Origin of the sequence: Actinoplanes subtropicus (genome assembly GCF_000721705.1) — a bacterium.
In the GTDB taxonomy this organism is placed as follows: Bacteria; Actinomycetota; Actinomycetes; order Mycobacteriales; family Micromonosporaceae; genus Actinoplanes; species Actinoplanes subtropicus.
Window position 1 is genome coordinate 433,627 of the sequence record NZ_JOJL01000021.1, and the last position, 12,181, is coordinate 445,807.

At 71.4% G+C, this 12,181-nt stretch carries 10 protein-coding genes and 1 pseudogene; all 11 read right to left on the minus strand.

The features are described from left to right. Positions 1-12: 12 nt before the first annotated feature. The 11 genes and pseudogenes from IH26_RS0129290 to IH26_RS0129340 all read right to left on the minus strand — a co-directional run bounded on the left by IH26_RS0129290 (position 13) and on the right by IH26_RS0129340 (position 12,132). A complete protein-coding gene (locus IH26_RS0129290) occupies positions 13-318 on the minus strand; it encodes a YggT family protein (protein WP_030439472.1) in 306 nt (101 codons plus the stop codon). 23 nt (positions 319-341) lie between these two features. Beyond that, positions 342-1,064 (minus strand): cell division protein SepF, encoded by a 723-nt coding sequence (locus tag IH26_RS0129295; protein ID WP_030439473.1) that lies wholly within the window; start codon positions 1,062-1,064, stop codon positions 342-344. 182 nt (positions 1,065-1,246) lie between these two features. After that, positions 1,247-1,951 (minus strand): YggS family pyridoxal phosphate-dependent enzyme, encoded by a 705-nt coding sequence (locus IH26_RS0129300; protein ID WP_030439474.1) that lies wholly within the window; start codon positions 1,949-1,951, stop codon positions 1,247-1,249. Continuing rightward, on the minus strand, positions 1,948-3,069 hold the full coding sequence (gene ftsZ / locus IH26_RS0129305; protein ID WP_030439475.1) for a cell division protein FtsZ: 1,122 nt from the start codon (positions 3,067-3,069) through the stop codon (positions 1,948-1,950). Before ftsZ ends, IH26_RS0129300 begins: the two co-directional genes overlap by 4 nt. Before the next feature lie 261 nt (positions 3,070-3,330). After that, a complete protein-coding gene (locus IH26_RS0129310; protein ID WP_030439476.1) occupies positions 3,331-4,098 on the minus strand; it encodes a cell division protein FtsQ/DivIB in 768 nt (255 codons plus the stop codon). Between the two features lie 14 nt (positions 4,099-4,112). After that, on the minus strand, positions 4,113-5,543 hold the full coding sequence (gene murC, locus IH26_RS0129315; RefSeq protein ID WP_030439477.1) for a UDP-N-acetylmuramate--L-alanine ligase: 1,431 nt from the start codon (positions 5,541-5,543) through the stop codon (positions 4,113-4,115). 43 nt (positions 5,544-5,586) lie between these two features. Further along, on the minus strand, positions 5,587-6,696 hold the full coding sequence (murG, locus tag IH26_RS0129320; protein ID WP_030439478.1) for an undecaprenyldiphospho-muramoylpentapeptide beta-N-acetylglucosaminyltransferase: 1,110 nt from the start codon (positions 6,694-6,696) through the stop codon (positions 5,587-5,589). Further along, positions 6,617-8,075 (minus strand): annotated as a pseudogene (locus IH26_RS0129325) (FtsW/RodA/SpoVE family cell cycle protein); the annotation flags it as partial. The pseudogene IH26_RS0129325 and the gene murG, both read right to left, overlap by 80 nt. A gap of 69 nt (positions 8,076-8,144) precedes the next feature. Next, positions 8,145-9,248, minus strand: coding sequence for a phospho-N-acetylmuramoyl-pentapeptide-transferase (gene mraY, locus IH26_RS0129330; RefSeq protein WP_030439480.1), 1,104 nt, complete (start codon positions 9,246-9,248; stop codon positions 8,145-8,147). Beyond that, positions 9,245-10,630, minus strand: coding sequence for a UDP-N-acetylmuramoyl-tripeptide--D-alanyl-D-alanine ligase (locus IH26_RS0129335; RefSeq protein ID WP_030439481.1), 1,386 nt, complete (start codon positions 10,628-10,630; stop codon positions 9,245-9,247). Before IH26_RS0129335 ends, mraY begins: the two co-directional genes overlap by 4 nt. Continuing rightward, on the minus strand, positions 10,627-12,132 hold the full coding sequence (locus tag IH26_RS0129340; RefSeq protein WP_030439482.1) for a UDP-N-acetylmuramoyl-L-alanyl-D-glutamate--2,6-diaminopimelate ligase: 1,506 nt from the start codon (positions 12,130-12,132) through the stop codon (positions 10,627-10,629). The genes IH26_RS0129335 and IH26_RS0129340 overlap by 4 nt, the downstream gene beginning before the upstream one ends. Between the last annotated feature and the right edge of the window lie 49 nt (positions 12,133-12,181).

Consider the following 12,181-nt stretch of genomic DNA (forward strand, 5'->3'; position numbering starts at 1 on the left):
TGTGGCTGCTGTCTAGCTGTACGCCTGGATCAAGTTGGTTAGCACGAACTCCATGAGCACGAACAGGATAACCAGCAGCACGATGAAAGCCAGGTCCAAGCTCACGTTACCAATGCGCAGCGGTGGGATCACCCGCCTCAACGCCTTGAGGGGCGGATCAGTGACGGTCCACACCGTCTCCAACGCCGCCGCCGCGCCGCGGCCAGGTTGCCACCGCCGTCCGTACTGGAGCACCGCCGAAAGGACGAACCTCGCCAGCAGAACCAGGAAGAAAAGGTAGACGATGAGGTAAAGAATCTGGAACAGGATCGACAGCACTTCTGAGGGTCCCTCGTTCGGGTTCAGCTCTGGTTGAAGAACCCACCCTCAGCGATCTTGGCCTTGTCCTCCGCGGTGACCTGGACATTCGCCGGAGAGAGCAGGAAAACCCGGTTGGTCACGCGCTCGATCGTACCGCGAAGGCCGAACGCCAGCCCGGCCGCGAAGTCGACCAGGCGGCGGGCATCCCCCTCGTCCATCTCGGTGAGGTTGATGATTACCGGAACGCCGTCCCGGAAGTGCTCTCCGATGGTCCGGGCCTCACGGTACGTGGTCGGGTGCAGCGTCGTGATCTGGTACCGCTGCTCCTCCTCGACCGGGCGCGGGGCTGGCTGCGGCGCGTGCACGCGCTCCTCGGCCAGCGCGAGATTGTCCCGAGTCGCATAGCTCACCGGGGCCGCGGCCTCACTCGCCGTGCTCGACCGAGTGATGGAACGCACGCGGGCCCGCTCGCCGGTTTCCACCCGATCGTGGTTGTCGAGGTCCACCCGGGAGAGCCGGTCGGACGGGCGGGACCGCTCGCCGCGGGCACGCGGGACGGTCCGCTCCTCCTCGAGGTCGTCGTCCTCGTCGGCGAACTCGTCGGCGTAGCGGTCCGACGTGTAGCGGTCGCGGTCCCGGCTGCGCTCACGGTCACGGTCACGGTCGCGGTAGGAGCTCTCCCGGTAACCGCGCTCCTCGTACCCGCTCTCCTCGTCCTCCTCGACGAGGCCCAGCCAGACGCCGGCCTTCCGAATCGCGCTCATGCCCCCACCCCATTCCGCATCGCGAAAGTGCCGACCCGACCAGCCATGTCCCCCACCTTTTGTCCGCTGCGCGGCCCGCGCCCCCACGGCGTACCGCATTCCCCCCGGCGAAACGTGCCCCGAAAGCCCGAGCTTCACTCGGGCTTGAATGACACCTATGTAGTTTGCTGCCCGCCGCAAGGCTACCGCAGCGGGTTTCGCATTCCGAGCAAAGAAGTGCCGATCCGGACGTGTGTCGCCCCGTGCCGGATCGCCGCCTCGAGGTCGCCGCTCATCCCGGCCGAGACCGTGGTCGCGCCCGGATGGGCCGCCACGAGTCGCCCGGTCAGCGCGGCCAGCTGTTCGAACGCGCGGTCCGGATCCCAATCCTGGGGCGCGACCGCCATCACCCCGCCGAGCCGCAGCGCCGCCGAGGCCGCCACGAGGTCGGATATCCGCCAGATGTCGTCGCCGGCCGCGCCGCCCCGGCCCGGGTCGCCGTCGATGCTCACCTGGACCAGCACCTCGAGGGGCGCCGGCCGGTCGAGCGCGGCCTTCGCCAGCGCGGTCGCCAGTCGCACGCTGTCCACCGATTCGACCACATCGGCGTACGCAAGCACGCTTTTGACCTTGTTGCGTTGCAATTGCCCGATGAAGTGCCAGCGCGGCGTCGCGCCCTCGGCCCGCGCCGCGGCGGCCTTGGGCCCCGCCTCCTGGTCCCGGTTCTCCCCGACGTCGGTGACGCCGAGCCCGGCGAGCAGCACCACGTCGCTCGCCGGGTACGTCTTGGTCACGGCCACCAGGGTGACCGCCTCCGCCGGCCGGCCCGCGTCCACGCAGGCGCGGGCGATCCGCGCCCGGACCTCGGCCAGCGAGGCGGCGAGCTCCTCCCGGCGGCCCGCGGTCACGAGCCGTTCTTGAGGAAGTCCGGCACGTCCACGTCGTCGAAGAGCACCCGGCGCGGCGTCTGGGCCGGCGGGGCCTGCACCGGCGCGGTGGACACCGGCGCCGACACCGGAGCGCTGGCCGGCTGCACCGGCGGCGTCTTGCGGCTGGTCTCGGCCGGCTTGTAGGACGGGGCACCGCCGTCGAACCCGGCCGCGATCACGGTCACCCGCACCTCGTCGCCGAGCGCGTCGTCGATGACCGCGCCGAAGATGATGTTCGCGTCCGGGTGCGCCGCGTCGGTGACCAGCTGCGCGGCGTCGTTGATCTCGAACAGGCCGAGGTCGGAGCCGCCGGCGATGGAGAGCAGGACGCCGCGGGCGCCGTCCATGCTCTGCTCGAGCAGCGGGCTGGAGATCGCCCGCTCGGCCGCCTCGACGGCGCGGTTGTCGCCGCGCGCGCTGCCGATGCCCATGAGCGCGCTGCCGGCGTTGCTCATCACGCTCTTGACGTCGGCGAAGTCCAGGTTGATCAGACCGGGCGTGGTGATCAGGTCGGTGATGCCCTGGACGCCGGAGAGCAGCACCTGGTCGGCCTGGCGGAACGCATCCATCATGCTGATGCCGCGGTCGCCGAGCGCGAGCAGCCGGTCGTTCGGGATCACGATGAGCGTGTCGCACTGGTTGCGCAGCTCCTCGATGCCCGACTCGGCCTGCACCTGGCGGCGCTTGCCCTCGAACGAGAACGGCCGGGTGACCACGCCGATGGTGAGCGCGCCGAGCTTGCGGGCGATGTTGGCCACGACCGGCGCGCCGCCGGTGCCCGTACCGCCGCCCTCGCCGCAGGTCACGAAGACCATGTCGGCGCCCTTGAGGACCTCCTCGATCTCGTCGCGGTGATCCTCGGCGGCGTTCTTGCCGACGTCGGGCTGGGCGCCCGCACCGAGGCCGCGGGTGAGCTCGCGGCCGACGTCCAGCTTCACGTCGGCGTCGCTCATCAGCAACGCCTGGGCGTCGGTGTTGATCGCGATGAACTCGACGCCCTTGAGCCCCACCTCGATCATCCGGTTGACGGCGTTGACACCGCCGCCGCCGATCCCGACGACCTTGATGACCGCCAGGTAGTTGTGTGGAGGTGTCATCGGGCTCAGCCTTCCCTTCGGGGTGGACGAACGTCGCGGCGCGACTTCGACGTCCGCTGCCGTGTAAGGGAGGGCGAGGAAACCCTCACCCTCTACTAGAGGCTTAGGGTTATGTCAACCAGTCAACCTCTGGAGGCAACGTAAGCGGACGGCAGGCGTCAACCAAGGACCGGCGCGGCGTGTCGAGAGCCGCGTGCGTGGCGAATATCCGACGCGCCCGTAACCTCCGCCCTAATAAGCCGTTCGTGGCGAAATGTCCGATCAGCGGATCGTCACGACGAGCGGCGCCGAGACATCGATCTCCTTGCTCGCCTTCTTCAGCAGGGCCGTCGCCACCTGACTCTTCGTCTCGTTCTCGGTGTCGTCGCCCCAGACCACCGTGCGGCCCTTGCTCAGCTCCAGGTGGATCTGCGCGGGCGCGGCCACCGAGACCGCGATCAGCTGCTCGCGCAGTTCCGGGCTGAGCGCGCCGAGCACCTTCAGCGCCGACCGGGTGTTCAGGTCGGCCGGGCCCGGCTGCGCCGTGCGGACCAGCGGCAGGCCGTCCGGCTTGCGGGAGACTTCCCGGTACGGGGTACCGGTCGCGTCGATCAGCGCCATCTTCCCGGGGCCGGTGGGCACCGCGGCCACCGCCGTCCGCTCCACCACCTCGATCACCAGCGTCGACGGCCAGCCGCGCTTGACCGTGACCCGGTCGACCGCCGGGATGGCCCGCACCCGGGCGCGCACCGCGTCCAGGTCGACCCGGGCCAGCGGCTCGTCGGCCGGCACGTCGGCGGCCTGCTGGACCTGCACCGGGTCGATCAGCTGGGCGCCGACCACCTTGACGTTCCGGACACCGAGGACCGCCGTGCCGTACACCACCCAGGTCAGCGCGCCGGCGACGACCAGCGCCCCGGCCGCCGCCGCCCAGGGCACGGCGGCCCGCAGCCGGCGCCGGCGGGCGCGCGCCATGAACCGCCGGGCCGAGGACGGCACCGCGTCGGTGTTCGCCCGGACCAGCCGCCAGTTGCGCCCGCCCGCACTCATCCGGTTGCTCCTCTTTACTCCTCCGCCGCCGACCCGGCCAGCGCGGCCAGCAGCTCGTCGCCCATCAGCGAGATCGGCGGCGCGCCCATGGTGACCACCACGTCCCCCGGGCGGCTGCGGCGCAGCACCTCGGCCGGCACGTCCTCCCAGTCCGGGACGAAGACCTTGCGCTCGGCCGGCAGGTCGATCGCGGCGGTCAGCGCCACCCCGCCCTCGCCCGGCCCGCGCACCTCGCCCGGCCCGAAGACCTCCATCACGATCACCTCGTCGGCGATCGCCAGCCCCTCGGCCAGCTCGGCCTGCAGGTCGCGGGTGCGGTACACCCGGTACGGCTGGAAGACCACCAGCAGCCGCCCGTCGCCGGCCACCTCGCGCAGGGTCAGCAGCGCCGCCTTCACCGAGGTCGGGTGGTACGCGTACTCGTCGTAGACCCGTACCCCGGCGGCGATGCCCTTGCGCTCGAACCGCCGGCGGACGCCCGGGAACGACTCCAGCGCCTCGGTGATCTTGTCGAGCGGCAGGCCCAGGCGCAGCGCGGTGAGCACCGCCGCCGCGCTGTTCAGGCCCATGTGCCGGCCGGGCAGCGCCAGCTTGACCTCGCCCAGCTCCTGGCCGTCCAGCGACGCCCGGTAGCGCACGCCGCTCACGGTGGAGACCACGTCGCTGATCCGCAGATCGGCGCCGGCACTTTCGCCGTACGTCCAAACGGTCTTGCCCTGAGCGCGCAGCGAACCGATCAGGTCTTGGGTCCCGGGGTCGTCGGCGCACGTCACCACGAAGCCGTCGGCGTCGGTGAGCTCGGCGAACTCCAGGAAACCGGCCTTGAGCCCGGCCAGGTCGCCCCAGTTGTTGAGGTGATCGGCCTCGATGTTCGTGATGATCGAGACGTGCGGCCGGTAGATCAGGAAGGTCTTGTCACTCTCGTCCGCCTCGGCCACGAAATGCGGCCCGGTGCCGTGGTGCCCGTTGGAGCCGGCCTCGGAGATCTCGCCGCCGATCACGAAGGACGGGTCCTGCCCGGCGTGCTGCAGGATCACCGTCATGATCGAGGTGGTGGTGGTCTTGCCGTGGGTGCCGGCCACCGCGATGGTCTGCCGGCCGGTCATCGCCGCGGCGAGCGCCTCGGAACGGTGCATGATCCGTAGACCGCGCCGGCGGGCCTCGACCAGCTCCAGGTGGTCCTGCGGGATCGCGGTCGAGTAGACGACCGTGTCCACCCCGTCCAGGTTTTCCGGGACGTGGGACATGTGCACGGTGCCGCCGAGCGCGCGCAGCGCGGCCAGCGCCGGCCACTCGCGCAGCTCGCTGCCGGAGACCGGCACGCCGCGGGTCAGCAGCAGCCGGGCCAGGCCGCCCATGCCGACCCCGCCGATGCCGATGAGGTGCACGCTGCCCAGCTCCTCGGCGGTCAACTCGCCGGCCGGGGTGAGCTCCGTGGTGTTCACAAGCCTCCTCCGGAGAAAATGGACATCGCGCAATTCTCCAAAATCATCTGGCGGCCACCGCTTCCAACACAAACTCCAGGAGTGCCTCGTCACCGTCGCGGCGTCCGTACCGCGAAGCGGCCGCGCCCATCATCTCCAGCCGCTGCCGGTCGCGTGCCAACGGGATGATGTGCTGCTCGATCCACTCGGGACTGATCTCGCTGTCGTCCACCAGGATGCCGCCGCCCGCCTCGACCACCGGCAGCGCGTTGCGCTTCTGCTCCTGGTTGCTGTGCGGGTACGGGACGTAGACGGCCGGCACGCCGAGCGCGGTCGTCTCGGCCACCGTGATCGCGCCGCCCCGGCAGAGCATGAGGTCGGCCGCGGCGTAGCCCAGCTGCATCTCGGAGAGGTAGGGCAGCACCACGTACGGCACCGGGAGGTCGCCGGGCACCTCGAACGGGTCGTTCCGGCCGCCCTGTACGTGCAATACCTGGATGCCGGCGTGCGTGATCCGCTTCGCCGCCGCGGCCACCGCCAGGTTGATCGTACGGGCGCCGGAGGAACCGCCGGAGACGAACAGCACCGGCAGGTCGGGGCGCAGGCCGAACTGGTAGAGCGCCTGCGGCCGCAGTGCGGCCCGGTCCATGTGGGTGAGCTTGGTGCGCAGCGGCACGCCGACCACCCGGGCGTCGCGCAGCGACTCGACCAGCTGCGGCTGGCTGGGAAAGCCGACCGCGACGTTCTTGGTGAACCGCATACCCATCCGGTTCGCCACGCCCGGCGGCACGTTCACCTCGTGGATGACGATCGGCAGGTCACGCTTCCAAGCGGCCAGGTAGGCCGGGACCGAGACGTACCCGCCGAAGCCGACCACCACGTCGGCCTGCACCTCGTCGATGATCTTGCCGGCCGCATGCGCGGACTTGTACATCCGGTCCGGGGTGCGCAGCAGGTTCATGTTGACCGACCGCGGCAGCTGGAACGCGGGGATGATCCGCAGGTCGTACCCGGTGGGCGGGATCAGCTCGTTCTCCATGCCCTTCGGACTGCCGAGGGCCGTGATGCGCACCTCCGGGAAGTGCCGCTTCACCGCGTCGGCGAAGGCGAGCAGCGGGTAGATGTGACCGCCGGTGCCTCCGCCGGCGAGCACTACCGACCGCAGCAACCCCATCACCGTCTCCTCTCGCCCCCCGCGGGGGCGGGAGCCCGGCCAGGCCCCGGCTGCCGCTGCGGGGGTACGGGCGGCAACGGGGCCCAGAGTAGCCGCACCCACTTCGCGGGCGGACGGGCGTTCAGGGCCTTGGCCGCATCCGGCTCCGCGCGGGCGAACGAGGCGAGCATCCCGATCGCGGCCAGCGTCACGACCAGCGCGCTGCCGCCGGTGGAGATGAACGGCAGCGGCAGCCCGGTGATCGGCAGCATGCCGGTGACCCCGCCGATGTTGATGACGGCCTGGGTGACCAGCCAGGTGGTGATCGCGGTGGCGGCCAGCCGGCGGAACGGGTCGGCCGAGCGCCGGGCGATCCGGAAGCCGGTGTAGGCGAGCACCGAGAACAGCGCGAGGATCACCCCGCAGCCGACCACGCCCAGCTCCTCGGCGACCACGCCGAAGATGAAGTCGTTGGAGGCCTCGGGCAGCCAGTTCCACTTGAGCACGCCCTTGCCCAGGCCGACCCCGAACCAGCCACCCTCGAAGATCGCCGAACGGGCCTGGATCAGCTGGTAGCAGTTGACACTGAGGTTGCACTTGTCGAGCGGCTGCAGGAAGTCGGTGAGCCGGGCCAGCCGGTAGTTGCCGCCGGTGGTCGAGCCCGAGCCGGCGCCGCCGGATGCCGCCGCGATGAGCAGGCCGATGCCGGCCAGGCCGATGACGCCGAGCGCGCCGAACACCCGCAGGCGCACCCCGGCCGCCCAGAGCAGGCCGACGATCAACGCCAGCAGAACCAGGAAGGTGCCCAGGTCGTTGTAGCCGACCAGGACGAACAGCAGGCCGACCACGGGGAACAGCGGGCGGGACAGTTCCCGCCAATGGCCAAGCGCCGGGCCCTTGCGGGCGATCACGTCGGCACCCCACAGCACCATGCCGAGCTTCGCGAGCTCGGCCGGCTGCAGGCCGATCGGGCCGAGGTACAGCCAGAGCAGGTCGGTGCGGATCGGGCCGATTGCCGGGTGCTTGAGCAGGCCGACCTTGACCAGCGCGCCGATCAGGTCCAGGATCGCGAGCAGCACCACCGCCGCGCCGAGGATGTATTTGCCGAGGTCGCGCAGGGTGGAGGCGGGCAGCCGCTGGCAGAGCCAGAAGGCGACCAGGCCGAGCAGCGCGAAGAACGCCTGGTTGGCGATCGTGGCGAAGGCGCTGCCGCTGTCGTGGAACGCCTTCACACTGGTCGCCGAGAAGACCATGGTGAGGCCGATCAGCAGCAGCAGGCTGGAGCTGGCGATCAGCAGGTAGTACGAGGAGAGGGGCCGGGCGAGCAGCCCGTGCACGGCGGGCAGGAGCTGCCGGCTCAGCGACGGGCGAGCCGCCTTGGTCATCCGGTCGTCCGCCATGGACCCATCATCGTGGCCGCGACACGCCAGCCCTTGGCACTTCGCGGGCGTGTCGCGGCGCGATGTGACTCAGCCCATGACCGCCAGGAAGTCCGAGTAGAACAGGCCGAGGCCGATCGCCACGCAGATGCCGGCCACGATCCAGAACCGGACCACGATGTTGACCTCGCTCCACCCCGCCAATTCGAAGTGATGCTGCAGCGGGGACATGCGGAACACCCGTTTACCGGTGGTCTTGAACGAGATGATCTGGATGACCACCGACATCGTGATGATCACGAAGAGGCCGCCGATGATGATCGACAGCAGCGTGGTGCGGGTGGACACGGCCAGGCCGCCGATCAGGCCGCCCAGGCCCAGCGCGCCGGTGTCGCCCATGAAGATCCGGGCCGGCGACGTGTTCCACCACAGGAAGCCCACGCAGGCGGCCGCCGCCGCGGCCGCGATCATCGCGATCTCCAACGGGTCGCGCACCTGGTAGCAGTAGGCGTTGGCGCGGGAGTAATCGGTGTCGCCGCACCAGTGGCGATACTGCCAGAAACCGATCAGGGCGTACGCCCCGAGCACCAGGATCGAGGCGCCGGTGGCGAGGCCGTCGAGGCCGTCGGTGAGGTTCACGCCGTTCGACATCGCCATGATCACGAAGACGAAGACCAGGACCGAGCCGACCTTGCCGACGTTCAGCCAGCTGACGTCCCGGATGAACGAGATGTGCTCGCTCGCCACGGTCTGGCCGTTGGTGCTCGCCACGTACAGGGCGGCGATGCCGAACCCGGCGCCGACGACGAGCTGGCCGAGCAGCTTGCCCTTGGCGCTCAGGCCGTCCGAGTTGCGCCGGCGCACCTTGAGGAAGTCGTCCAGGAAGCCGACCACGCCGCAGAAGACGAACAGGCCGAGCAGCACCAGGGCCGTCATCGTCGGCCCCTCCTGCGCGATCTGCCGCTCGGGCAGCGTGGTCAGCGCGACGTGGCCGGCCACGTACGCGACGACGGTGGCCACGATGAAGGCGACGCCGCCCATCGTCGGCGTGCCCTTCTTGCCCTGGTGGGTGGCCGGGCCGATGGTGCGGATCGGCTGGCCGGCCTTCAGCGCGGTGAAGACGCGGATGGCGATCGGCGTGCCGAACAGCGAAACGATGAACGCGACCGCGGCCGCGACTATGACTGCCCTCACGGGCGACCCTCCTCGGGACGCAGTCCGTCGACCACGTCCCACGTGCGGTACCTGGAACCCTTCACGAGCACGACGTCGCCGGCCCGCAGATCCCCCCGGACGATCTCCAGCGCGGCGGCCTGATCGACCGCGAAGATCGCCTCGCCTTTCCATCCCTCGACCGTCGCCGCCCCGTCCAGCACCGGTCGGGCGTTGTCGGCCACCGCGACGATGCGGTCCACGCCGAGCTCCGCGGCCAGCCGGCCGACCTCCTCGTGGTCGGAGCGCTCGTGCTCGCCGAGCTCGGCCATGTAGCCGAGCACCGCGACGCGGCGTCCGTCCGCCCTCATCGTGGCGAGCGCCTGCAACGCCGCCGACGTCGACGAGGTGTTCGCGTTGTAGGAGTCGTCGATCACCGTGACGCCGTCCGGACGGGTGAACACGTCCATCCGCCGGCTCGACACGATCCCGATCTCGCTCAGCGCCGTGACGAGGTCGTCGAATTCCATCCCCAGCGACAGCGCCACCCCCGCGGCCGCCAGCGTGTTCGACACCTGATGCCGACCGGCAACCCGCAGCCGGACATGTCCACTTTTCTCATTGAATCCAATGGTGTACGCCGCGCGGCCTCCCTCATCGAGCGTCACGTCCGTGGCCCGCACCGCCGCGTCCGCCGACTCCCCGGTCAGCAGCACCCGCGCGCTCGTCCGCGGCGCCATCCCGGCGACCAGCCGGTCGTCCGCGTTGAGCACCGCCACGCCGGTGGCCGGCAGCGCCTCGACCAGCTCCCCCTTGGCCCGCGCCGTCCCCTCGACCGTGCCGAACAGCCCGATGTGCGCCGCCCCGACGTTGGTCACCACGCCCACCCGCGGCGGGGCGATCTCGCACAGGAACCGGATGTGCCCGACCGCCCGCGCGCCCATCTCCAGCACCAGGAACCGGGTCTCCGCGGTGGTCTGCAGCACCGTGTACGGGAAGCCCAGCTCGTTGTTGAGCGACCCGGGCAGCGCCACCGTCGGCCCGAGCCGGGCGAGCAGCTGCCCGACGAAGTCCTTGGTCGTGGTCTTGCCGGAGGACCCGGTCAGGCCGACGATCGTGAGCTCGGGCAGCCGCTCGACGACGGCGTGCGCGAGCGCGGCCAGCGCCGCCAGCGGCTCCTCGACGACCACGCCCGGCTGCCCGGTGTCCCGGGTGCTCAGCACCGCGGCCGCACCCGCCGCGACGACGCCCGCGGCGAAGGAGTGACCGTCCACCTTCTCGCCCTCGAAGGCCACGAACAGCCCGCCCGGCCCGACCTTGCGGGAGTCGTACTCGACGCCACCGGTCACCATCACCGACGGCGACGCGTTGACGACCCGCCCGCCGGTGGCCTTGGCGATCTCGTCCAGAGTCATGCGGATCATGAGTTACTCCCTAGCGCGGCGGCCAGCTCGACCCGATCGTCGAACGGCAGCATCTGCCCGTTCACCTCTTGTCCCCGCTCGTGCCCCTTACCGAGCAGCGCGATCACGTCCCCCGGCCCGGCCAGCCGGACCGCCTCGTCGATCGCCGCCCGCCGCCCCGCCACCTCAATGATCTTGGTAGCCACGCCGGCGCCTTCCGCTCCGGCGCGCACCGCGGCGCGGATCTCGGCCGGGTCCTCGCTACGCGGGTTGTCGTCGGTCACGATCACCAGGTCGGCCCCGCGCGCGGCGGCCGCCCCCATCACCGGCCGCTTGCCCCTGTCCCGGTCGCCGCCGGCCCCGATCAGGCAGATCACCCGCCCGCCGCGCCCGGCCGCCAGTTCGCGCAGCGCCGCCAGGGCCGCCACGATCGCGTCCGGCTTGTGCGCGTAGTCGACCACGCCCAGCACCTCGCCCGGCGCGTCCACCTGCTCCAGCCGGCCCGGCACGCCCGGGCAGGCGGCGATCCCGCGGGCCGCGACCTGGGCGTCCACCCCGATCGCCACCAGCGAGGCGAGCGCGAGCAGCGCGTTGGCCACGTTGTGCCGGCCGGGCAGGGAGACGCCGGCCTCCACCGTGATGCCGTCCGGCCCGTGCGCGACGAACCGCTGCCCGAACGCCGACGGCCGCACGTCGCCGGCCCACCAGGTGGCCGTCTCGTCGCCGGCCGCCGAATAGCTGACCGTCGCCGGCTTGAACAGCGGGCGCAGCGCCGGGTCGTCGTGGTTGAGCACCTCGACCCGGCTGCGCCCGTCGAACAGGCGCGCCTTGGCCGCGAAATACTCCTCGACGTCGGCGTGGAAATCCAGGTGGTCGAGGCCGAAGTTGGTGTACCCGCCGACCGCGAACCGCAGCCCGTTGACCCGGCCGATCTGCAGCGCGTGGCTGGACACCTCCATCACCACCGCGCTCACCCGCCGCTCGGCCGCCGCGGCCAGGATCGCCTGCAGGTCGGTCGCCTCGGGGGTGGTGCGCACGCTGGTCACCACCAGGTCGCCGAGGCGAGTCGCCACCGTCCCGATCAGGCCGGTGGTCATCCCGGCCGCGCGCAGCCCGGACTCGACCAGGTACGCCGTCGACGTCTTCCCCGCCGTGCCGGTGATGCCGATCATCGTGAGCCGGGCCGACGGGTCGCCGTAGACGGCCGCCGCGGCCGCGCCCAGCACCGCCCGCGGGTCGTCGGCCACCAGCACCGGGAGGCCGGCCGCGAGCGCGGCGGCCTTCCCGGCCTCGTCGGTCAGCACGGCCACCGCGCCGGCGGCCACCGCGCCGGCCACGAACTCGGCGCCGTGCCGGTTCGCACCGGCCAGCGCCGCGTACAGGTCGCCGGGGCGTACCTCCTGGCTGGCGTGCGTGATGCCGGTGACCTCGGCATCACCGCCGGTGAGCACCGCCGGGAGCAGGGCCGCGAGGCGCGTCAGCCGCAGCGGTACGACGGACTCGGGACGGGGAATGCCGGACACGGCGTCAGACCCTACCCGCTGCCCGCATTCGAGGAGAAAACGCCACGGC